Here is a 21,944-nt window from a genome sequence, read left to right as displayed (position 1 = left end):
GCGGCCTCCGCGTGTCAGGCTCGTGTCAGCACCATCGACGGCGAGCAGGGGAGTTTCCGGTGACTGCCAATCCATTGCCCAACGACAAGGCGGCCCTGAGGTCACGGCTGCTGGAGCGGAGGCGGGCACTGGGCCCGGAGGAGCGGGCGGCCGCGGCGGCCGCGCTGGCCGGGCACGCGGCGGGCCTGGCCGCGCCGGGCGCGGTGGTGGCGGCGTACGTGTCGGTGGGCGGCGAGCCGGGCACCCGCCCGCTGCTGGACGAGCTGCGCGGGCGCGGGGTGCGGGTGCTGCTGCCCGTGCTGCTGCCGGACAACGACCTGGACTGGGCCGAGTACGCGGGCGCCGGGGAGCTGGCGCCGGCCGCCCGCGGGCTGCTGGAGCCGACCGGGCCGCGGCTGGGCCCGGAGGCGGTGTGCGGGGCCGCCGCGGTGCTGCTGCCGGGCCTGGCGGTGGACGGCCGGGGCATCCGGCTCGGCCGCGGCGGGGGCTCCTACGACCGGGTGCTGGCCCGCCTCGCCCGGGCCGGCGCCCGCCCGCTGCTGGCCACCCTGCTGTACGAGCACGAACTGGTCGACCGGGTGCCCGCCGAGGACCACGACCTCCCGGTGGACGCCGTGGTCACCCCGACGGGCCTGCGCCGCCTGCCCTCCGCCGGCTAACCGGCGGTCAGCGAGAGGACGTGCTGGGCGGACTTGGCGACCGCGTCCGCCGAGTACGCCCAGGGCAGCAGCTCGCCCCGGGCCCAGAGCTCGGTCTGGTCGTTGTAGTTGGGGTGGAAGGCGTGGCCGGAGGCGCCGCCGACGTTGATCCAGCGCGAGGCGTCGAAGTTGCTGAGGTCCACGACCATCCGCATCGACGGGATCCAGTCCACCTCGTACCCGGCGGCGGCGTTCCAGCCGGCCGCGTCGACCGCCGCGGTGCCGCCGGCCAGCTGGTACGGGCCGCGGTTGAGCAGCCGGTGCACCAGGCCGGAGGCGACCGACGACTCGTCGGTGCCGAGGGTGGGCTCCTTGAGGGTCAGCGTGTGCAGCCGGCCCCAGGTCCAGGTGGAGATGTCCTTGCCGAGCTTGGCGGTGAGCTCCTGGCGGGCGTCCTTCATCGCCTCGGCGAGCAGCTTGTCCATGCCCTTCTGCGGCAGGTGGTTGGAGTCGATGTACTCCCACCAGCCGCTGTCCGGCTGGGTGAGCTGCTGGCGGACGACCTCCATCCAGCGGTCGCCGCCGTCCGGCTGGGCCTGCGAGGGCTTGCGGGTGCCGCACTCGGTGACCGCCTGGGCGGCGCCGCCGACGGCGTCGTCGGGCAGCGTCGAGTCGCGCTTCTGACGGACCAGCAGGCAGTCGCCCTCGGCCCGCAGGTCGGCCGGGAACTTCTGGCCGTAGGCCAGGGTGAGCAGGTTGCGCCAGACCCCGTTGTAGTACGCGGCGGCCGCCGAGTCGGCGTCCTGCCGGTAGTTCCAGTCCTTCAGCAGGTCCTGGGCCTCGCGCACGTACGGGTCGTCGATCTGCACCTTGAGCAGCAGCGGGACCAGGGTCTTGGCCATCACGCTGGTGTCGTCCAGCTGGATCGCCTGCATGTCGTCCGGCGAGATCTTGCCGCCGTTCTTCAGCTTGTCCTGGATCTGGTCGTTGATCTCCTTGGCCCGGGTGCCGTACTCCCAGTCGGTGGTGAGCAGGAACGGGTAGCTCGCGTCGGCCACGGCCTGGTTGGCGGTGACGATGTAGCCGGAGGCGGGGTTGTAGCTGTACGGCAGCGACTTGAAGTCGATCGTGCCGGTCCACTTCCAGCTGGAGTCCCAGCCCGGCGCGGGCCAGCGGCCGTCGCCCTTGGCCCGGACCGGGATCACGCCGGGCGCCTGGTAGCCGATGTTGTTCCGGGTGTCGGCGTAGATCAGGTTCTGCGCGGGGACGGCGAAGTCCTTCGCGGCGGCCCGGAACTCGTCGAAGTCGCCCGCCCGGTTCAGCTTGAAGACGGCCTCCATGGTGGAGCCCGGGGTGAGCGCGGTCCACTGCAGGGCCACGCCGTAGCCGGCCGCCCGGTCGGGGGCGGCGTTCCCGGCCGGCGCGTACGTGCCGACCTTCTGCTGCTCCTCGCTCTGGTCGGAGATCAGCGGCAGGCCCTCGCGGGTGGAGCGGACGGTGATGGTGCGGTCCTCGCCGCCGGCGACCTTGATGGTCTCCTTGCGGGTGGTGAACGGCACGTCCTTGCCGTCCACCTGGTAGGTGTCCGGGCCGGTGACCTTCTCCAGGTACAGGTCGGTGACGTCGGCGCCGAGGTTGGTGAAGCCCCAGGCGATGTCCTTGTTGTGGCCGATCACCACGCCCGGCATGCCGGAGAAGGTGTAGCCCGCGGTGTCGAAGGTGCACGCCTTGTTCAGCGCGCGGCAGTGCAGGCCCATCTGGTACCAGATGGACGGCATGCCGGGGCCCAGGTGCGGGTCGTTGGCCAGCAGCGGCAGGCCGGTGGTGGTGTTGGTGCCGCGCACCACCCAGGAGTTGGAACCGATGCCCTGGCCCTGCGGGCCGAGCAGCTGCGGCACCGCGGCGATCCGGTCGGCGAGGCCCTTGAGCACGCCCTGGGTCGCGGCGGCGGCCTGGGCGGTGGGCGGGGCGGCGGCCGCGGCGCCGTCGGCCGGCTTGTAGGTGCCGTCGGCGCCGACCTTGCCGGTCTTCACGATGGTGCCGTTGCGGTCGTACGGGTACGCCGGGTAGAGCTGCTCGATCTTCTCCTTGGAGAAGTCCTGGGTGAGCAGCGAGCGGTCGATCTCCTCCTGGAGGTTTCCGGAGAGGTTCCAGGCCATCGCCTTGAGCCAGGCGACCGAGTCGACCGGATCCCACTTCTCCGGCTGGTAGCCGCTGTTCACCGCGCCGAGCAGGGCGTACTCCAGCGAGGCGCCGGCCCCGCCGGGGTGCTCGGCGAGCCAGGCGTTGACGCCCTCGGTGTAGGCCTGCAGGTTCTTCTTGGTGGACTCCGAGAGCAGCGTCGGGGAGTCCCACTCCTGCTGCGCGACCCGGCGCCAGCCCATGGTGCGCAGGAAGGAGTCGGTCTCCACCTGGCCGGAGCCGAACATCTCGGAGAGCCGGCCGGCGGTGATGTGCCGGCGGACGTCCATCTCCCAGAACCGGTCCTGGGCCTGGACGTAGCCCTGGGCCCGGAACAGGTCGGCGTCGCTGTCGGCGTACAGCTGCGGGATGCCGTTGGCGTCGCGCTTCACGTCCACCGGGGCGGCCATGCCGGGCACCCGGACGGTCCCCTCGACGTCGGGGAAGGAGGAGCGCACCGTGTCCACCGCCCACCAACTGCCGCCGGCCGCGCCGGCCACCAGCAGGACGGCCAGCACGATCACGATCAGACGAGCGCGCCGGAACTTCTTCGAGCGGGGCATCCGAATCCTTGTGGCGAGGGTGACTGCGGCCGTGACAGTGCACCACATTAGGACGACGGGCCTGCACGAGGGGCACGGGGGAACCCCCTAGTTCAAAGATCAGGTAAAATGTTAGACTGGGTAACGTTTCGTCCCCTGCCCCACCCCCGCCGCCGTCCCTCCCCTGCCGAGGTGCCCCTGCGTGACCGTTGACCACCTGAACCAGTTCCTGCTCGAGGTTTCCGTGATCCTCCTGGTCGCGGTGGTCGCGGTGCGCATCTCCACCCGCTCGGGGCTCCCCTCGCTGCTGATCTACCTCGGCATCGGCGTCGCCCTCGGCCAGAACGGCCTCGGCGTCACCTTCAACAACGCCGAGCTGACCCAGGTGCTCGGCTACGCGGCCCTGGTGGTGATCCTCGCCGAGGGCGGCCTGAAGACCAGCTGGAAGGCGATAAAGCCGGTCATGCCGGCCGCCACCGCGCTCGCCACCCTCGGCGTCGCGGTCTCCGTCTTCGTCACCGCCGCCGGCGCGCACTGGCTGGTCGGCCTGGACTGGCGCACCTCGCTGCTGCTCGGCGCGATCGTCTCCTCCACCGACGCCGCCGCGGTCTTCTCGGTGCTGCGGATGGTGCCGCTGCCCAAGCGGCTGACCGGCCTGCTGGAGGCCGAGTCGGGCTTCAACGACGCCCCCGTGGTCATCCTGGTGGTCGCCTTCGCCACCGCCGGCGAGGCCGACGCCTGGTACGTCCTGGTCGGCACGATCATCGCCGAGCTGGCCGCCGGCGCGGTGGTCGGCTACGCGGTCGGCCGGATCGGCGCGTACGGCGTGCGCCGGGTCGCCCTGCCCTCCTCCGGCCTGTACCCGATCGCGGTGCTGGCGCTGATCGTGCTCGCCTACGCGGGCGGCGCACTGCTGCACGCCTCCGGCTTCCTCGCCGCGTACGTGGCCTCGGTGGTGCTCGGCAACGCCAAGCTGCCGCACGGCCCGGCGGTCCGCGGCTTCGCCGACGGCCTGGCCTGGATCGGCCAGATCGGCATGTTCGTGATGCTCGGCCTGCTCTGCACCCCCGCCACCATGGGCAGTGCCGTGGTGCCCGCGCTGGTGGTCGGCGCGGTGCTGGTCTTCCTCGCCCGGCCCGCCTCGGTGCTGCTCACCATGACCCCGTTCCGGATGCCCTGGCGCGAGCAGGCCCTGCTCAGCTGGGCCGGGCTGCGCGGCGCGGTGCCCATCGTGCTGGCCACCATCCCGGTGGTCTACGGCGCCGAGTCGGCCCAGCAGGTCTTCAACGTGGTCTTCATCCTGGTCGTGGTCTTCACCCTGCTCCAGGGCCCCACGCTTCCGCTGGTCGCCCGCTGGCTGCGGATCGGCGAGGGCGACCTGGGCCAGGATCTCGGCATCGAGTCGGCGCCGCTGGAGAAGCTGCACGGCCAGTTGCTCTCGGTCGCACTCGCCCCCGGCTCCCTGATGGCCGGCGTCGAGGTCGGCGAGCTGCGGCTGCCCAAGGGCGCCGCCGTCACCCTGGTGGTGCGCGAGGGCTCCAGCTTCGTCCCGGACAAGACCACCGTGCTGCGCCCCGCCGACGAACTGCTCGTGGTCACCACCGACGAGGTCGCCGAGGCCGCCGAGAAGCGGCTGCGCGCGGTCGACCGCGGCGGCAAGCTGGCCGGGTGGCTGAACGGTCGGTGACGATGTTCACCTTGCATTGGCAGGCCGTTTCGGGCGGCAGCCGGTACAATGAAGGTACACATCTGACGATTGCATCCGTACCACCTGCCTGATGCAGAGTCGGCGCGACCGCTCGGCGGCCCGGCCCGGTGACCTTCCCGGCCGAGGTATCTACCCCGGTCGACGCGCGAGAGGACGACTCTCGGCGCGCGTCCGGGCCCCACCCTCGGCCCCCGGTCCGCGCTACCAGGCGGCAGAGAGGACCGACCGTGGCGGCCCGCCGAACGGTCGACAACCCCACCCGCAACCGCGCCGGCTACGGCACGCTGCTGCGCACCCCCGGCACCCGGACCTTCCTGGTCCCCGCCTTCGCCGCCCGCCTGCCCTACGCCATGCTGAGCCTCGGCATCGTGCTGCTGGTGCTGGACACCCGCGGCTCCTACGGCCTGGCCGGTGCCGTCGCGGCGGCGTCCGCCGTCGCCCAGGCCCTGGTCGGCCCGCAGACCGGCCGGCTCGCCGACCGCTACGGGCAGTCCGCCGTGCTGGTCCCCGGCGTCCTGGTGCACGCCGTGTCGGTCGGCGCGCTGATCGCCCTGGCCCTCGGCCACGCCCCGGCCTGGACGCTCTTCCTGGCCGCCGTCCCGGCCGGCGCCTCGGTGCCGCAGATCGGCGCCATGGTCCGCGCCCGCTGGGTGGCCAAGCTGGCCGACGACCCGGCCGGGCTCAACACCGCCTTCGCCTTCGAATCGGTCACCGACGAGTTCACCTTCGTGATCGGCCCGGTGCTCGCCACCGCGATCGCCACCGGCGTCTCCCCCGCCACCGGCCTGGTCGCCGAGGCCGTGCTCACCGTGGCCGGCGGCCTGGCCTTCGCCGCCCAGCGCGCCACCGCGCCCGCCCTGAAGGTCCCCGCCCCGGGCACCGCGCGCGAGTCCGCGCTGGCCGCACCCGGCGTACGGCTGCTGGTCGGGGCCTTCCTCGGCGTCGGCACCGTCTTCGGCGCGATGCAGGTCTCGGTCACCGCCTTCGCCGAGTCGGCCGGCCGGGCCGGGACGAGCGGCATCGTGTACGGCGTCTTCGCCGGCGGCTCGATGCTGGCCGGCGTGCTCTACGGCATGATCGCCTGGCGGCACTCCGCCCGGCAGCGGATGCTCGGCTGCTACGCGCTGCTGGTGCTCGGCTGCTCCACCCTGTGGGCGATGCCCAACCTGGTCGCCCTCGCGATCGCCGGGCTCTTCTGCGGCCTCGCCATCGCGCCCACCCTGATCACCGGCTACACCCTGGTCGAGACCCTGGTCGCCGACGGCGCCAAGACCGAGGCCTTCACCTGGCTGACCGGCGCGATCGGCCTCGGCCTGGCGGCCGGCTCGACCGCCGCCGGCCAGCTGATCGACCACGGCGGGCCCTCGGCCGGCTTCCTGGTCCCGGTGGTCGGCTCCGGGCTCGGCCTGGTGGCGCTCGTCACGATGCGCCGTCTGCTGGTGGCCCCGGCCACCGCGGCCCGTACCGTTGCCAGGAGCGTCCCGCTCCGGCCGCAGCCGGTCGGCGCCGCCTCGCGCGGCTGACCGCGCGGCCGACGCTGGACTGACGCGGCGGAATGCCGCATCATGGACCGTTGTTAGCACTCATCAGGTGAGAGTGCCAGGGGGAGTGCAGGAGGAAGAGCAAGTGCCCACGTACCAGTACCAGTGCACCGAGTGCGGCAACGGCCTCGAGGCGGTGCAGAAGTTCAGCGACGACGCACTGACCACGTGCCCCGACTGCCAGGGGAAGCTCCGCAAGGTCTTCTCGGCCGTGGGCGTGGTCTTCAAGGGCTCGGGCTTCTACCGCACCGACAGCCGCTCCTCGTCGAGCAGCTCGGTGGGCGCCTCGTCCTCCTCGACCGCCTCCACCTCCTCGTCGACGCCCTCCTCCTCGACGTCGACGTCCTCCGCTCCCGCCGCGAGCTGAGCGAAGCCTTCCCGGAACCCGGTGGTGCCTGCTGGCGCCGCCGGGTTCCGCGTTTTCTCCCCCCGCCCGGGTGTCCCGCTCACGCCCGGGTGCGCGTTCCCACCCGGGTGCGCGCTCCCGCCCGGGTGTGCGTTCCCACCCGTTCTCACCCGGGTGGGGTACTCCGGTTGTCCACAGGGCCGGTCTGTCCACAGGAAATCGGGGGGCCCTGGGCCGGGCCGGCACTCGGTCGCACTCTGGTTCCGCGCCTCCGGCCGGGGGCGTTCCGACCGGAGAAATGCGGTGCCGCCATGACCACGTACCTCGTTCCCCCGCTGCCCGCGACCGCCGTGCCGCCGCGCCGCGACATCCCGCCGTTCCCGCCGATCCGACGCGGCGGGGGCGGCCGCCACCGGCTGCAGCACGCGGTCCGGCGCAGGCCCGGGGTGCTGGTCACCGGGCTGATCGCGGCCCTCACCGCACTCGCGGCCGGCCCGCTGCGACCCGGCCCACCGCCCGCGGCGCCGCCCGCCGGCTGCGTCGCCGCGTCAACCGGGAAGATCGGATTTCACCCGTAACCTCACCGGGCTGACGCCGTTCAGCGCAGCATGAAGGGCTTCAAGGAATTCCTGCTCCGCGGCAATGTCATCGACCTGGCCGTGGCGGTCGTGATCGGCGCCGCATTCACCAACATCGTCAACGCCTTCGTCAAGGGCATCATCGACCCCCTGGTCGGCGCCTTCGGCAGCAAGGACCTGGCCGCCTACAGCTCCTGCATCAAGGGGCCGTGCGTGGTGGACCCCTCGGGGAACGTCACCTCGGGCATCCGGATCCTGTGGGGATCGGTGCTCAGCGCCGCGCTGAGCTTCCTGATCACCGCCGCGGTCGTCTACTTCCTGCTGATCCTGCCGATGAACCACTTCATGGCCAAGCGCAAGACCGTCGAGGAGGAGGCGCTGGAGGCCGAGGCCAAGGAGGTCGAGCTGCTCACCCAGATCCGCGACGCCCTGACCGGCAGCCGCTGAGGCCCCGTCCCCCGTCCGGTCCCCGTCCCCCGTACCCCTCAGGTCCCCCGCACCACTCCCACTCCCCCGTCAGTCCCCGTGGTGCGGGGGCCGCTGGCTCAGGTACCAGTCCAGCCCGCGCTCCCGCCCACCGTTCCCGCCGCCGCCCGCCGGGCCGCCCCAGCCCTGGTCGGTGTCGTCACTGGTCTGCCGCTCCAGCGGATCCCCGAAGACCAGCCTGGCCTTCGCGGCCCCGGCCGCAGCGGCCGCCTCGCCCGTCCGGGCCTTCTCGTCGTCCCGGTCCCCGGTCCGCTCGCTCATCGCCAGTCCTCACTCGTTCCCGACCCTCTCCCCCAGCGTAGGCCCGCACGCCGCGGGCCCCGGCCGCGGCGTGCGCCGCGGCCGGGGCCCCGGGTGCCGGTCAGGCCGCCTCGAAGCCCGCGTGGTCCGCGATCTTCTTCAGCTCGGCCAGCGCGTGCTTCTCGATCTGCCGGATCCGCTCACGGGTCAGGCCGTGCTGCTTGCCGACCTCGGTGAGGGTCCGCTCGCGGCCGTCCTCCATCCCGTAGCGGGAGCGGATGATCGAGGCGGTACGGGTGTCCAGCCGGCCGATCAGGTCGTCCAGCTCCTCGCGGCGGAGCATCACCATCACCGCGTCCTCCGGCGAGACCGCGGCGGTGTCCTCCACCAGGTCGCCGAACTGGGTCTCGCCCTCGTCGTCGACCGACATGTTCAGGCTGACCGGGTCGCGCGCCCAGTCGAGCACGTCCTTGATCCGCTGCTCGGTGGTGTCCAGCTCGGCCGCGATCTCGGCCGGCTCGGGCTCCCGCCCCAGCTCCTTGGCCTTCTCCCGCTGCACCCGCCGGATCCGCCCGAGCTCCTCGACCAGGTGGACGGGCAGCCGGATGGTGCGCGACTGGTCCGCGATCGAGCGGGTGATCGCCTGCCGGATCCACCAGGTCGCGTAGGTGGAGAACTTGAAGCCCTTCGAGTAGTCGAACTTCTCCACCGCCCTGACCAGGCCCGCGTTGCCCTCCTGGATCAGGTCCAGCAACGGCAGGCCGCTGCGCGGGTAGCGCCGGGCGACCGCGACCACCAGACGGAGGTTGGAACGGATGAAGACGTCCTTGGCACGCTCCGCGTCCTCGGCTATCACCTCCAGCTCCTCCCGCGTCGCGCCCTCCGGCAGCTCGCCCTCGTCCAGCAGGTGCTGGGCGAAGACGCCGGCCTCGATGCGCAGCGAGAGCTCGACCTCCTCGGCGGCGTCGAGCAGGGGCGTCCTGGCGATCTCGTCCAGGTACATGCCGACGAGATCGCGGTCGGCCTCGAGGTTGGTCGGGCGGGCCGCGCGACTCCGGTCGGCCCTGTCGCGAACGACGGCACGGGTGGCCATGCTTGCTCCCTTGCTGCTGGTACCGGCCCCTCTGGTGTTGCCGGGCAAAGAGATGCGGGCCACCAAGAGGCTCCCTCCTGGAGGCTCACACGTAACGATCCAACGCACAGAAATCGGACAACATTCCCAAGACACTCAGATTTCCATGAGGGATGCAGTATCCTGCCGATTTTCATCCGGATCCCGCACGGAGCGTGATCCGGCGCACACACCGGGCATTCGCGAGGCGGCCGCAGGTCCTTCAAACAACCGATGCCGAATCGCTATCGCGGCACCGCCGGAACGCCGCTCTCCGCTGGGAAGGTGTCTGCCATGCACCATCCCACCGCCACCGAGCGGGTCGCCGCCGACCGGGCCGCGGCCCTACGGGACGTACAACGCCGGAACCTGCTCAGGTGTGCCGGGCTGGCGCTGTGCTGTGCCGCACTGCTCGGGGTGCTGCTCGCCCTGGTGGAGTCCCGGTGGGGGCCGCTGGCCCGGCTGGACCGGGGCTGGGTGCGGCCGCTGCACGACTACGCCCGGGAGCACGCCGCCTGGACGGCCTCCATGCAGACCCTGGCGGACCTCGGCGGGACGGTCACCATGCGGGTGCTGCTGGGCGCCGCCGCGGTCTGGCTGTGGTGCCTGGGCGCCCGGACGCTGGCCTTCTGGGCGGCCGCGCAGGCCCTGGTCGGCTGGGCGCTGGCGGCGGCCGCCCGGGCCGCGATCGACCGGCCCCGGCCGCACTTCGCCGACGCGGTGGGGCACGCCTCCGGCGGCGCCTTCCCGTCCGGGCACGCGACGGCCTCGGCGATCACCTGCGCGGCACTGCTCGCCCTGGTCTGGCCGCGGGCCGACCGGGTCGGGCGGGCGGTGGCGAGCTCGGCCGCCGCGCTCGCCGTGCTCGCCGTCGGCTGGACCAGGATCGCGCTCGGCGTGCACTGGCCCAGTGACGTGGTCGGCGGCTGGCTGGCGGCCGGCACGGTGCTCGGCGGGGTCACGGTCGCGGTGGAGCTGTGGCGCCCCGGCGCACTGCTCCGCGACGCCCGCCGGGTGGACTGGCGGACCCGGCCGCGGGTGCAGCGCGTCCTCGCCACCGGCGCGGCGCCGAGGGGCGGCCCCGACAAGGACACCTGACGGTCAGTGAGCAAGGTCACACCCGCTCGGACGGAACCACCGGGGAGGGATCGGACGTGGTCGACAATCCACTGATTCCGGGAAATTCGCCACGAATTCCGGCGCCCCGGCCCGCGGCGCACCGCGACGCGTCGCGATCGAGATCATCCGCGCCGGGCATCCGACTCCCCAGCACGTGCTCCGGTAAGGCAGACTGCTCCGGCTGGGTGTACCTGCACCCGGCACCAGGAGCACGGACAAGCCGACTCCGTACACCCACGAGCCGCCGGACGGGCACCGAGTGACGGGGGTCCGATGACCATGCACACCACGGACGGTCCCTCCGAGCCGCACGTGTACGCCGACCCGCCCACCATGCAGTTGGGCAAGGTCCCGGCGCAGCCCGGGCACGGGCAGACACACGGCCAGCCGCCGCTCCCCCCGATGCCCGCCGCGCCGCCCGGCATCCCCGCGCAGTCCTCCGCCGACGAGCAGGACGCCGCGCCCGCCCCCGCCTCGTCCGCCGGGCGGAACGGGCTGATCATGGCGCTCGGCTCGCTCGCCTCCCGCGCGCTCGGCTTCGTCCGCAGCGCGATGATCGTCGCCGCCCTGCACTCCGGGCTGCTCGGCGACTCCTTCAACGTGGGCAACTCGCTGCCGAACATCGTCTACATGATGCTCATCGGCGGCGCCCTGGCCTCGGTGTTCGTCCCCGAGCTGGTGCACGCCGCGCAGACGCACAAGGACGGCGGCGTCGCCTACACCGACCGGCTGCTCACCCTCTGCGGCGTGGTCCTGGTCGTGCTGACCGTCGGCGCCTGGCTGGCCGCGCCCGCCATCGTCGACTTCTACGCCCCCTACGACGGCGCCCAGCGCGACCTGACCATCGCCTTCGCCCGGTACTGCCTGCCGCAGATCTTCTTCTACGGCGTCTTCACCCTGCTCGGCCAGGTGCTCAACTCGCGCGACCGCTTCGGCGCGATGATGTGGACACCGGTGCTGAACAACGTCGTCGCGATCGGCGTCTTCGGCCTCTACATCGCCGTCGGCCACAACGCCACGACCGCCGAGCAGATGACCCCCGGCTTGACCATGCTGCTGGGCCTCGGCTCCACGCTCGGCATCGTGGTCCAGGCGCTCGGCCTGCTCCCCTCGCTCCGCAAGGCCGGCTTCCGCTGGCACCCCCGGTTCGACTGGAAGGGCACCGGCCTGGCCAAGCCGCTCCGCGCGGCCGGCTGGGCCCTGCTGCTGGTCCTGGTCACCCAGCTCGCCTTCGCCGTGATCACCCGGCTCACCACCGGCGCCGGCAAGCTCGCCGACCACTCCGGCCTCGGGGACATCGGCCTGGGCAACGTCCCCTACACCAGCGCCTACCAGCTCTTCGTCGTCCCGCAGGGCGTCATCACCATCTCGCTGGTCACCGCCCTGCTGCCCGGCATGGCCCGTGCCGCTACCGCCGGCAACCTGACCAAGGTCGGCAACGACCTGGCGGACATGCTGCGCTCCTCCGCCGCGATGATCGTCACCGCCGCGGTCCTCTTCGTCGCCCTGGCCCCGCAGATCGCCACCGCCGCCTACGGCTACGGCGGCATGACACCCGCCAGCACCTGGGTCATCGCCCAGGCCCTGATGGCCTTCGCGATCGGCCTCCCCTTCTTCTGCGCCCAGTACGCACTGGCCCGCGGCTTCTACGCGATGGGCGACGCCCGCACCCCGTTCTGGCTGACCGTGGTCACCACCGGCACCAACGTCGGGCTCTCCTGCGTCGCGTACTGGCTGCTCGACCCGCGCTGGATCATCATCGGCATGGCGGTCGCCCACAGCATCGCCTGCGTGGTCTCCGTGGTGCTGACCGGCTGGGCGCTCGGCCGCCGGCTGCGCACCCCCGCGCCGGTCCCCGCGGACGCCACCCTGGACCTCTCCGGCCGCCGCACCAAGCCCCGCAGCGGACTGGACGGCGCCAAGGTGGTCACCCTGCACCTGGCCATCGCCCTGGCCTGCACCCCCGGCGCCTTCGCCGCCCACTGGCTGGCCGGCCGGATCGGCGGCGGCCTGCTGCCCGGGCTGCTGGGCCTCGCCGCCGGTTCCCTGGCCGTCCTGGTCTCGCTCTTCCTCTTCGCCCGTCCGCTCGGCGCCGGCCCCGCCGTCGCCCCGCTGGCCCGCCGCCTGCGCATCCCCTACCCCGACCCCGCCCCGGTCGGCAGCGGCAAGCACCGCCGCTGACCGCGGAGCCGCAGGAACGCCGCAGGCCCCCACCCGGGACGGGTGGGGGCCTGCGTGTCCTGCTGTGCCCCAGACAGGAATCGAACCTGCGACACCGGCTTTAGGAGAGCCGTGCTCTATCCCCTGAGCTACTGAGGCGGGATGTGGCGCCGCCGGACGGCAGCAGACCAGACCACAGCGTAGCGGACCTGGGGCGGGATGTCGGTCGCGGTTGCGGACCGCCCCCGGCCGGGCGGGCCCGCCGACCGCATCGTGCCTGCTCAGCTCCCCTGCCGCCGGCCCCCGGTGGACGCGAACTACCCCGGTGTGGTGGAGTCGGGCGTCCCGGTGGGCGGCACCGGTGCCGCGTCGTTCCCGTCGGTCGTTACCATCGGCACGGGCGATGACTTTCGGCCCGGCCGACCCCCGCGCCACATCAGACGTGAAAGGCACAGACGTGACTGCCCCACAGGAGACCCCCTTCGCCGACCTCGGCAAGGTGCTGGTGATCATCCCGACGTACAACGAGGCCGAGAACGTCGAGCGCATCGTCTCCCGGGTCAGGACAGCGGTGCCCGAGGTCCACGTGCTGGTCGCGGACGACAACAGCCCGGACGGCACCGGCGAGATCGCCGACAAGATCGCCTCCGAGGACGGCAACGTCCACGTGATGCACCGCAAGGGCAAGGAGGGCCTCGGCGCCGCGTACCTGGCCGGTTTCCGCTGGGGCATCGACGCCGGGTACGACGTCCTGGTGGAGATGGACGCGGACGGCTCGCACCAGCCCGAGGAGCTGCACCGGCTGCTCACCGCGCTGCGCACCGCCGACCTGGTGCTCGGCTCGCGCTGGGTGCCGGGCGGCGGCACGGTCAACTGGCCGCCGCACCGCCAGCTGCTGTCCAAGGGCGGCTCGCTGTACTCGCGGGTCCTGCTGAACGTGCCGATCCGCGACGTCACCGGCGGCTACCGGGCGTTCCGCAAGCACACCCTGCTCGGCCTGGGCATGGACGAGGTCGCCTCGCAGGGCTACTGCTTCCAGGTCGACCTGGCGTGGCGCGCGGTGAAGGCCGGCTTCAAGGTGGCCGAGGTGCCGATCACCTTCGTGGAGCGCGAGCACGGCGCCTCCAAGATGAGCCGCAACATCGTGGTCGAGGCGCTGTGGCGCGTGACGGTCTGGGGCGTCGGCGCCCGGGTGGCGAAGCTGACCGGCAAGAAGAAGTAGCGCGCCGGTCCGGTCGACGGGGCGTCAGCCCTGCGGCCGGGTGCGGGTGCGGGTGCGGGTGCCCCGGGGCCGGGTGAGGATGGGATCGATTCCCAGGCCCCGGAGGTCGGCATGACGGATTCCTCGGTGAGTCGGGCGGAACAGGAGCCCGACCCGGGCCGGTGGTCGCGTGCCAGGGACCGGGCGGCCCGGCTGGCCGGCACCGCCAAGGGCATGCCCGAGCGGGTGCCGATGCTCGGCCGCGCGGTGGGCCAGCTGCTCCGGGTGAACCTGCTGGACAACGCGACCCGGCTGGCCGCGCAGGCCTTCCTCAGCGCACTGCCGGCGCTGTTCGTGGTCGCGGTGTTCGCCCCGGCGGCGATCCGCGACGGGGTGACCGGCTCGCTGCGCGACCAGCTGGGGATCCAGGGTCCGGCTCAGGACCAGCTGCGGCAGGTGATGGGCGCCGGGCACGACAGCGTGGCGCAGAGCTTCGGCGTGGTCGGCGCTCTGGTCACCCTGCTGTCCGCGACGGCCCTCAGCCGGGCCCTGCAGCGCGTCTGCGAGCGGGCCTGGGAGCTGCCGAAGTCCGGGACGCGGGTGGCCGCCTGGCGCTGGCTGGTCTGGCTGGCGGTGTGGCTGGTCTTCCTGGTGGTGCAGGTGCCGCTGCGCAAGGGCTTCGGGCTGGGCCTGTGGCTGGGCGTCCCGCTGCTCTTCACCGCCTCCGCGCTGCTGTGGTGGTGGACCCAGCGCCTGCTGCTGGGCGGCCGGGTGCGCTGGTACCCGCTGCTGCCGGGGGCGGTGCTGTGCGGCGTCGGCCAGGTCGGGCTGAGCATCGCCTCGCAGGTGTACCTGCCGGGCGCCGTCAGCCGCAGCGTGAACAAGTTCGGGCCGTACGGGGTGGTGTTCACCTCGCTGTCCTGGCTGATCGCGCTGTTCACCGCGGTGACCCTGGCGCTGGTCCTGGGCCGGGTGATCGCCGACGAGCCCGCGGTCTCCCGCTACCTGGGCACCAGGACCGAGCCCGGACTGTGGCGGCGCAAGCGCTGAGCAGGACCCCGGGGAGCCGGGAGAACGGGGAGCGGCCCCGGACCTGGGGGACAGGTCCGGGGCCGCTCCCCGTGCGGGCTCAGAGCAGCCGCAGCAGGCGGGACATGATGGACGGCGGTGCCAGGTCGCGCTGCAGGACCACGGGCACCTCGACCCGGCCGTCGCCGTCACCGGCGCTCAGCGTGCCGACCTGGGTGCCGGCCTTGGCGGTGTGGCCGAGCGTGCCGACCGGCGCGAGGTTCAGCTTCGCGGTGATGCCGGACCAGCCGGCCACCGTCAGGTCCTTCCCGGCGACCAGCGGCACCGTGCCGCCGAGGCCGTCGTCCACGTGGCCGACCACGTCGCCCTGCTTGGCCAGGGTCTGGCCGGTGAGCGCGGACTGCGCGGCGACGTTGATCTTCTGGCTGACCGGCTGCGCGGCGCGCACCAGGCTCGGCTCCTCCTTGGTGGCGGGCTGGCCCAGGGTCACGCCGAGGACCATCCGCCGCACGCCGCCGATCTCCTTGTACGCCGCCCACATCAGGCAGGAGCCGGCCGGGGTGGAGGAGCCGGTCTTGACGCCGATGTTGCCGTTCTTCCCGAGCAGCGCGTTGGTGTTGAAGATCCGCTGACCGTTGAACTTGGTGTCGGGCTCGGCCACCACCTGGCGGAAGATCTCGTTCTTCATCACCTGCTCGGCCAGCTTCAGCTGGTCCTTGGCGGTCGACTTGGTGTCCGGGTTGTAGCCGGCCGGGTCGACGTAGGTGGTGTTGGCCATGCCGAGCGACTTGGCGGTGTCGTTCATCTTCTGCACGAACGCCGCCTCGGTACCGGAGTCCCACCGGGCGAGCAGCCGGGCCACGTTGTTGGCGGACGGCAGCATCAGCATCTCCAGCGCCTCGTACTCGCTGAGCTGCTGGCCCTCGGTCAGGGTGACCTTGGACTCGTCGGCGTTGGAGGACTCCTGCGCGGCCTGCTTGTCGACGGTGATCGACGGGCCGCTCTCCCCCTTCTTCAACGGGTGCGCCTGGAGGATCAGGTAGGCGTTCATCACCTTGGTGACCGAGGCGATGGAGGCCGGGGTCTCCGGGCCCGAGCTGCCCAGGCTGCCCACGCCGACCACCTCGGCGGCGGCCTGGCCCTTGGCCGGCCACGGGACGTTCAGGGCGTCACCGGCGAAGGTGTAGGCGTCGGCCAGGCCCAGCTTCGCCCTGGCGTCCGGCAGCGGGCGCAGCAGCTGGACGGAGACCAGCACGGCGAGCACCACGATCAGGAACACCGACCAGACGGTGATCCGCTTCATCGCGCGCCGGGCCGGGGTCATCGGGCGGGCGCTGAGTGCGGCCAGCACCTCCATCGCCTCGATGGTGCTGTCCGGGCCGGGCGGCGGCGCGACCGGCCCGGCAGGCGGCTCGGACGGCGGCGGCTGCGACGCTCCGCCGGGAGCGGCGGTCGGTCGGGCGGTCGGTTCGGCGGCGGCCTCGCGGGCCGACGCGGCCGGGCCCGCAGGGGCAGCGGGGGCAGCTGGGGCCGCGGGGGCAGCCGGGCGGGTCAGCTTGGCGGTGGCTTCGTGGGCCGGCGTCGCCGCGGCCGCGGGGACGGCCGGCCGGGTCAGCTTGACGGTGGCCTCGGGGCCCGACGTCGCGGCAGCCCCGGGGGCGGCCGACGAGCGCGGCGGCGCCGCCGGTGCCTCGGCGGCCGACGCAGCGGTGGCCGACGTCTTGGCGGCCGACGCAGCGGTGGCGCCGGTGGCGGCCGCACCGGACGGCTCGGGCGCGGCGGTGCGTGCGGGCCCGGCGTCGGCTTCGGGCTCCGCGGTGGCGGCGGCCCCGGGGGCGCCGGTGGCGGCCGCACCGGACGGCTCGGGCGCGGCGGTGCGTGCGGGCCCGGCGTCGGCTTCGGGCTCCGCGGTGGCGGCGGCCCCGGGGGCGGCCGGGCGGGCCGCCGTGGGGGCGGGTTCCCGGGTGGGCTTGGTGGCGCCCTTGAGGACGGCGCCGGCGGTCTCGCGGCTGTCCCGCATGGCGAGACGCGGGTCGACGCCGGCCGATCGGGCGGGTGCCTCGGCCGCGGGCGGATCGGCGGGGCCGGCCGCGGCGGGCTGCTCCACCCGCTCGTCCCCGGACCCGGCGGGCGCGGCGTCCGCACCGGCCCCGGCGCCGGTGTCCGCACCGTCACCGGCGGCCTCCAACTGGGCGGAGGCCTTCGGGCCGGTGCCGCCGTCGGCCGCTCCGGCGGGGACGCGGAGCACGGTGGTGGCGTTGTCCTCGCGGACCCGCAGCGTGGTGGTGGCCTGGTCGGTGGGCATCCGCAGCGTGGTGGTGCGGGTGTCCACATCGCGGACACGCAGCTGCACGGTGGATCCGCTCGGGCCCTCCGGGCCTGCGGGCTCCTCCGCACCGGCCCCCTCGGCCTCGGCGACCTCAGCGGTCTCGGCGGTCTCGGCGGCTTCGACGCCGTCCGCGTCCCCGGCTTCGGTGTCCGGCTCGGCCGCCTCGGGCCCGACCGGCCCGCGCCCGTCTGCCTGCCGCTCATCCTCGGGGGACTCGCCCACTGCCATCCTCCTCACGGTCCGGGCCGCTGCCGGACGCCGTACGAAATAACTGTTTCCCGCAGGTTCTCCACCTGCCCCGGCCACCTGTACAGTCTCCGGCACCGGCGGCCGATGTCCCGGCCGCACCCCGCCCGACCGGCGGTTTTGCCGCCCGTCCGGCCCGTTGCCGGGTCAGACGCCGGGCCGTCGTGCGCCGGTTCCCCGCCGTCCTCCGCAAGGTCACGATTCGGAGGCGTACTCGACAAGCCTGTGTGAGAGGCGTCACGCTGTCATTCATCCACGCGGGGAGGCTTGGATGGGCAGAGGCCGTAGAACAATTCCCGAGGAGCTCCTGCTGCTCGCACTGGACCCGGCCACGGGTACCACGGCGCAGCCGCAGACCCTCGACCTCGGACTCGCCGGGGCGCAGCTCGTGGAGCTGTCCCTGGCCGGAAGGATAGTCCCGGACGGTGACCGGATCGCCGTGGTGGTGCCGCGGCCGACGGGCGACCCGACCCTGGACCACGCACTGGAGCTGCTGCGCCGTCGTGGCAGTCCGGTACGTGCCGCGCACTGGATCGGCGGCCCGCGCCTGGGTCTCCGACAGACGTACCTGGCGCACCTGGAGCGGTGCGGCATGGTGACGGCGGTCGCGGGCCAGGTGTGCGGGGTGCTGCCGACGACGCGGTACCAGGCGTCGGACGACTGCACCAACGCCGCGATCAAGCAGCGGCTGGACACCGCGATCCGCACCGGTGTCCCGCCGGACCCCAGGACGGCGGCGCTGGCCGCGCTGGCGCACGCGGTTGGTCTGGGCAAGCACCTGTACCCGGGCAACGAGGGCCGCTCCTCGCGGTCCCGGCTGCGTGACCTGATCAGGTACGACCCGCTGGGCGGCATGGTCGCGCACGCGGTGATGGACGTGCAGAACGGTCTGCCGGCCCAGCAGGGCCGGACGGCACCCGCCCAGGCGGGCAGGCCGGCCGGGCGCCCCGCCGTGGGCGGGCGCGGGGTTGCCACCCGCGTGGGCGCGCGATGAACGGCGCGCGCCGTTAGCCGGCAGTTCACTTCCCGGGGCGGTCCGCCCGGCGCCTCGGCGTCGGGCGGACCGCCCCGAGGCGTTCCCGGGGCGGGTGCGCGCCGCCGCGCGGCGCGGTCGGGCGGCCGTCGGCGCAGCTCGGCCCCTTTATCGTTCCGGGCGGGCGGGCGCAAGGGCCCGCATCCCGAATGAACGGTTTTCCGATGATCTGTTCTACAGCGCTCCAGCGATTCCTGGGCACAGACCGCAGGTGAGATGGCATGCTGCTCCACGTCAGGGGGGTTGGTACCAATTTCCGCACTGTTGCCAGAAGTCCGGCCGGAGGTCGATGTGTCCGCCAGCGTCAATCCCACGGTGCGCCGTAGGCGGCTGGGAGCCGAGCTCCGGCGCCTGCGCGAGGTGAAGGGGATGACCGCCGAGGAGGTCGCCGGCCGCCTGATGGTCTCCCAGTCCAAGATCAGCCGGCTGGAGAACGGCCGACGCTCCATCAGCCAGCGCGACGTCCGCGACCTGTGCGACGTCTACGAGGTCGACGACGAGCGGGTGCGCGCCGGGCTGATGGAGATGGCCCGGGAGTCCCGCCAGCGCGGCTGGTGGCACGAGTTCGGCGACATCCCGTACAGCGTGTACATCGGGCTGGAGGCGGAGGCCTCGTCGATCCGGGCGTACGAGTCCTCGTTCGTACCGGGCCTGCTGCAGACCCGGGCGTACGCCGAGGCGGTGGTCGCGGGCACCCAGCCGGACACCGAGCCGTCGGCGATCAAGCGCCGGGTGGACGTCCGGCTGAAGCGCCAGCACCGGATATACGGCGAGGACCAGTTGGGCAGCCTCTGGGTCGTCATCGACGAGGCGGTGCTGACCCGCCGGGTGGGCGGGCCCGAGGTGATGGCGGAACAGCTCTTCCAGCTGGTGGAGCTGGGCGAGCGGCCGAACATCAACCTCCAGGTCATCCCGTTCAGCCACGGTGCGCATCCCGGCATGACCGGGACATTCTCCCTGATGGAGTTCCCCGAGTCGGCGGATTCGACGGTTGTCTACTTCGAAGGAGTGACGAGCGATCTCTACCTCGAGAAGGACGCCGATGTGCGCCGCTATACCAATCTGTACGACCACCTGCGGGCCGCGGCGCTGAGTGTCGCGGAGAGCCGGTCATTGATACACAGCTACGGAGAGGGGTTCATGAAATGAGCAAGTCCACGAGCAACCTGGTCTGGCGCAAGAGCAGCCACAGCGGCGGCAACGGCGCCTGCGTGGAGATCGCCGTGCCGGACACCGCGTCGATCGCGGTCCGCGACTCCAAGGACCCGGAGGGCCCGCAGCTCCGCTTCTCCAACCAGGGCTGGGCCGCCTTCGCCGCCGCCGCCGCGGCGGGCGCCTTCGGCGAGGTCTGATCGCTCCGCACCTCGGTGCCCGCCCCGCTCACGCGGCGGCGGGCACCGCCGTGTCCGGGCCGTCCGCGGTCAGGAGGGGACGGGGTAGCGTCCGGCCCAGGCGGGGCTGCCGTGCAGGTCCGGACCGTGCAGCAGCTCCAGCACGAAGTCGTCGGCCAGCTCCAGCAGGGTGCCCCGGCCCTCCAGCTCGGCCACCAGCTCCGGCGGCAGCGCGGTCTCGCCGTGCAGCGCGCCCAGCAGGTTGCCGCAGATCGAGCCGGTGGAGTCGCTGTCCCCGGAGTGGTTGACCGCCAGCAGCAGTCCGCTCCTGACGTCCTCGGCGACCAGCGCGCAGTACAGGCCGATCGCCAGCGCCTCCTCGGCGACCCAGCCCTCGCCCAGCTCCTCGACCCGTTCCGCCGAGGGCGTCCCGGCCCGCACCGCGTCCAGCGCGCCGCGCAGCGCGGCGGTGGTCTCCTCGTGCCGGGGCCGCTCGGAGAGCAGCGCGAGCGCCAGGTGGACCCCCTCCTCCAGGGTGCCGCCGCGGGCCACCGAGTGGACGATCACCGCGAAGGCGCCGGCCGCCAGGTAGCCGGTGGGGTGGCCGTGGGTCAGCACCGAGCACTCCACCGCGAGTTGGAAGACCAGGCTCGGGTCCCAGGCGGTGAGCAGCCCGAACGGCGCGGCCCGCATCACCGTGCCGCAGCCCTTGGAGTGCGGGTTGCGCGGCTCCTCCACGGTGCCCAGCCGCTCGGCGTCCGGTCCGGAGAGGCCGGACAGGCAGGCCTGACCGGGGGCGCGCCGGGCGTACAGCCACTCCTCGCGGCCGAGCCAGCCGAGGTCGGCGCGGCGCTCGTCCGGGCCCCAGTCCTGCTGGGTGGCGTACCAGCGCAGGTACGCGCGGTGGACGTCGCTCGGCGGGTGCCAGGCGCCGCCGTCCCGGCTGATGTGGGCGCGGATCAGGCCGTCCACCGTCCACATGGTCATCTGGGTGTCGTCGGTGACGGCGCCGCGCCGCCCGTACGCCGGGACGTAGCCGGTGACGCCCCGCTCGCCGTGCTCGGCGCGGATCTTCTCCAGCGGCTCGAACTCGATGCCGGCGCCGAGCGCGTCCCCGATCGCGCCGCCGAGCAGGCAGCCGCGCACCCGGCTGCGGAACTCCTGCTGCTGCGCGCGGGACCACAGTGGCATCACTGGTCGGGGCCTTTCCTCGGGGGCCGGACAGTGGTGCACTGTATTCGAAGATTCCAACCAATCGGGCACCAGTGCCGAACAACAGAACGTCAACAGTCTGTTGCATCGAGGACATCCGCAGGTCACCGAGGTCGGACGCGCGGTCTCCACCGTTCCCGCCCATCACCACCACCCGCACCCGGGTCGCGGCCGCCGCCCTGCTGGAGGGCCGGCGCCGTCCGCGGCAGTGGTCAGGCCCGCGTCACCCCGAGGTGCGTCCGGTGGTGGCGCGGGCGCTCCGCCTCGTCCAGCAGCGCGAGGGCGAAGTCGCCGTACGCGATCCGGGCCGCCGCGTCGGCCGGGGCCGGGCGGTAGCCGCCGGTCGGCGCGCCGCCGTGGTCGAAGTCCCCGCTCGGGCTGAGCACCAGCCAGTCCAGCCCCGTCGCGGCGAGGGCGTCGCGAGCGGCGGCGTGCGCCAGGTAGAACCCGCGGTACTCCTGCGGGTAGCCGGGCGTGTCCATCAGCGGCGTGCCGGCGGCGTCCGGCAGCACCGACGCCAGCCCCACGAACAGCAGCCGCTCCGCGCCCGCCGACGCCATGCCCTCCCCCAGCGCGCGGGCCGCCGCGGCGAAGAACGCGGCCGGGTCCGCGGCCGGGTCGTACACCGCCGCCACCACCGCGTCCCGCCCCCGCGCGTACCGGGCGACGGCCGCCGGGTCCGTCACGTCCCCGGCCACCGGGCGGACGCCGTCCGCCGCCAGGTCCGGGTGCGCCTGCGGCCGCCGCACCACCGCGGTCACCTCGTGCCCCCGCCGCAGCGCCTCCGCCACCGCCGCCCGCCCGGCCCGGCCGCCGGCCCCGAACACCGTGATTCCACCCATGGGTTGCCCCGCTCTCCCGTCGCGATCTCCGTGTGCCGGAACGCTAACCGGGAGCCCGGTTACCGCCGGGG

At 73.5% G+C, this 21,944-nt stretch carries 19 protein-coding genes and 1 tRNA gene; 13 read left to right on the top strand and 7 right to left on the bottom strand.

What is annotated here, in order from left to right; genetic code table 11:
- The first annotated feature begins 59 nt into the window (after nucleotides 1-59).
- Nucleotides 60-659 carry a 5-formyltetrahydrofolate cyclo-ligase gene (locus ABEB06_RS22320; protein ID WP_345698651.1) on the top strand — a complete coding sequence of 200 codons (600 nt, stop codon included), beginning with the start codon at nucleotides 60-62 and terminating at the stop codon, nucleotides 657-659.
- Here ABEB06_RS22320 and ABEB06_RS22315 read toward each other — a convergent pair.
- Nucleotides 656-3,382, bottom strand: coding sequence for a penicillin acylase family protein (locus ABEB06_RS22315; protein ID WP_345698650.1), 2,727 nt, complete (start codon nucleotides 3,380-3,382; stop codon nucleotides 656-658). The two genes, ABEB06_RS22320 and ABEB06_RS22315, sit on opposite strands and share 4 nt — an antisense overlap.
- Nucleotides 3,383-3,563: 181 nt before the next feature.
- Between ABEB06_RS22315 and ABEB06_RS22310 the strand changes: the two genes are divergently transcribed.
- From ABEB06_RS22310 to mscL, 5 genes are all read left to right on the top strand, one after another.
- Complete coding sequence (locus tag ABEB06_RS22310; protein ID WP_345698649.1) at nucleotides 3,564-5,048, top strand: potassium/proton antiporter; 1,485 nt, start codon at nucleotides 3,564-3,566, stop codon at nucleotides 5,046-5,048.
- A gap of 248 nt (nucleotides 5,049-5,296) precedes the next feature.
- Nucleotides 5,297-6,592: an MFS transporter gene (locus ABEB06_RS22305; protein ID WP_345698648.1), complete on the top strand. Its 1,296-nt coding sequence runs from the start codon at nucleotides 5,297-5,299 to the stop codon at nucleotides 6,590-6,592.
- Nucleotides 6,593-6,695: 103 nt separating this feature from the next.
- Nucleotides 6,696-6,977, top strand: coding sequence for an FmdB family zinc ribbon protein (locus ABEB06_RS22300; RefSeq protein ID WP_345698647.1), 282 nt, complete (start codon nucleotides 6,696-6,698; stop codon nucleotides 6,975-6,977).
- A gap of 290 nt (nucleotides 6,978-7,267) precedes the next feature.
- Nucleotides 7,268-7,534 carry a hypothetical protein gene (locus ABEB06_RS22295; RefSeq protein ID WP_345698646.1) on the top strand — a complete coding sequence of 89 codons (267 nt, stop codon included), beginning with the start codon at nucleotides 7,268-7,270 and terminating at the stop codon, nucleotides 7,532-7,534.
- Between the two features lie 30 nt (nucleotides 7,535-7,564).
- The gene (mscL, locus tag ABEB06_RS22290; protein ID WP_345698645.1) at nucleotides 7,565-7,981 is read left to right on the top strand and encodes a large conductance mechanosensitive channel protein MscL; all 417 of its coding nucleotides are present in this window, start codon (nucleotides 7,565-7,567) and stop codon (nucleotides 7,979-7,981) included.
- 69 nt (nucleotides 7,982-8,050) lie between these two features.
- Here the strand turns inward: mscL and ABEB06_RS22285 are convergent, their stop codons facing one another.
- Together ABEB06_RS22285 and ABEB06_RS22280 are read right to left on the bottom strand one after the other, a co-directional pair.
- On the bottom strand, nucleotides 8,051-8,281 hold the full coding sequence (locus ABEB06_RS22285) for a hypothetical protein (RefSeq protein WP_345698644.1): 231 nt from the start codon (nucleotides 8,279-8,281) through the stop codon (nucleotides 8,051-8,053).
- A 100-nt stretch (nucleotides 8,282-8,381) separates the two neighbouring features.
- Nucleotides 8,382-9,353 (bottom strand): sigma-70 family RNA polymerase sigma factor, encoded by a 972-nt coding sequence (locus tag ABEB06_RS22280; RefSeq protein ID WP_345698643.1) that lies wholly within the window; start codon nucleotides 9,351-9,353, stop codon nucleotides 8,382-8,384.
- A gap of 312 nt (nucleotides 9,354-9,665) precedes the next feature.
- Here ABEB06_RS22280 and ABEB06_RS22275 point away from each other — a divergent pair, with 312 nt between their 5' ends.
- Nucleotides 9,666-10,469 carry a phosphatase PAP2 family protein gene (locus ABEB06_RS22275; protein ID WP_345698642.1) on the top strand — a complete coding sequence of 268 codons (804 nt, stop codon included), beginning with the start codon at nucleotides 9,666-9,668 and terminating at the stop codon, nucleotides 10,467-10,469.
- Nucleotides 10,470-10,763: 294 nt separating this feature from the next.
- Nucleotides 10,764-12,671 carry a murein biosynthesis integral membrane protein MurJ gene (gene murJ / locus ABEB06_RS22270; protein WP_345698641.1) on the top strand — a complete coding sequence of 636 codons (1,908 nt, stop codon included), beginning with the start codon at nucleotides 10,764-10,766 and terminating at the stop codon, nucleotides 12,669-12,671.
- Between the two features lie 65 nt (nucleotides 12,672-12,736).
- Here murJ and ABEB06_RS22265 read toward each other — a convergent pair.
- Nucleotides 12,737-12,809: transfer RNA gene (locus ABEB06_RS22265), tRNA-Arg, on the bottom strand.
- 244 nt (nucleotides 12,810-13,053) lie between these two features.
- Here ABEB06_RS22265 and ABEB06_RS22260 point away from each other — a divergent pair.
- Entirely contained in the window at nucleotides 13,054-13,872 is an 819-nt protein-coding gene (locus tag ABEB06_RS22260) for a polyprenol monophosphomannose synthase (protein ID WP_425559674.1), read from the top strand.
- Nucleotides 13,873-13,983: 111 nt separating this feature from the next.
- Nucleotides 13,984-14,901: a YhjD/YihY/BrkB family envelope integrity protein gene (locus ABEB06_RS22255; RefSeq protein WP_345698639.1), complete on the top strand. Its 918-nt coding sequence runs from the start codon at nucleotides 13,984-13,986 to the stop codon at nucleotides 14,899-14,901.
- 79 nt (nucleotides 14,902-14,980) lie between these two features.
- On the opposite strand, the gene ABEB06_RS22250 is transcribed toward ABEB06_RS22255, so the two are convergent.
- Nucleotides 14,981-17,431, bottom strand: a complete 2,451-nt coding sequence (locus tag ABEB06_RS22250) for a hypothetical protein (protein WP_345698638.1) — start codon at nucleotides 17,429-17,431, stop codon at nucleotides 14,981-14,983.
- A 295-nt stretch (nucleotides 17,432-17,726) separates the two neighbouring features.
- On the opposite strand from ABEB06_RS22250, the gene ABEB06_RS22245 reads away from it, so the two are divergent.
- From ABEB06_RS22245 to ABEB06_RS22235, 3 genes are all read left to right on the top strand, one after another.
- Nucleotides 17,727-18,449 (top strand): GOLPH3/VPS74 family protein, encoded by a 723-nt coding sequence (locus ABEB06_RS22245; RefSeq protein WP_345698637.1) that lies wholly within the window; start codon nucleotides 17,727-17,729, stop codon nucleotides 18,447-18,449.
- 330 nt (nucleotides 18,450-18,779) lie between these two features.
- The gene (locus ABEB06_RS22240) at nucleotides 18,780-19,637 is read left to right on the top strand and encodes a helix-turn-helix domain-containing protein (RefSeq protein ID WP_345698636.1); all 858 of its coding nucleotides are present in this window, start codon (nucleotides 18,780-18,782) and stop codon (nucleotides 19,635-19,637) included.
- On the top strand, nucleotides 19,634-19,840 hold the full coding sequence (locus tag ABEB06_RS22235; protein WP_345698635.1) for a DUF397 domain-containing protein: 207 nt from the start codon (nucleotides 19,634-19,636) through the stop codon (nucleotides 19,838-19,840). Before ABEB06_RS22240 ends, ABEB06_RS22235 begins: the two co-directional genes overlap by 4 nt.
- Before the next feature lie 69 nt (nucleotides 19,841-19,909).
- Here the strand turns inward: ABEB06_RS22235 and ABEB06_RS22230 are convergent, their stop codons facing one another.
- Nucleotides 19,910-21,010, bottom strand: coding sequence for an ADP-ribosylglycohydrolase family protein (locus ABEB06_RS22230; RefSeq protein ID WP_345698634.1), 1,101 nt, complete (start codon nucleotides 21,008-21,010; stop codon nucleotides 19,910-19,912).
- Nucleotides 21,011-21,243: 233 nt separating this feature from the next.
- Nucleotides 21,244-21,873 (bottom strand): NAD(P)-dependent oxidoreductase, encoded by a 630-nt coding sequence (locus tag ABEB06_RS22225; RefSeq protein WP_345698633.1) that lies wholly within the window; start codon nucleotides 21,871-21,873, stop codon nucleotides 21,244-21,246.
- Between the last annotated feature and the right edge of the window lie 71 nt (nucleotides 21,874-21,944).

The sequence above is a fragment of the Kitasatospora terrestris genome (genome assembly GCF_039542905.1).
In the GTDB taxonomy this organism is placed as follows: Bacteria; Actinomycetota; Actinomycetes; order Streptomycetales; family Streptomycetaceae; genus Kitasatospora; species Kitasatospora terrestris.
This window is presented reverse-complemented; position numbering and strand designations above follow the sequence as displayed.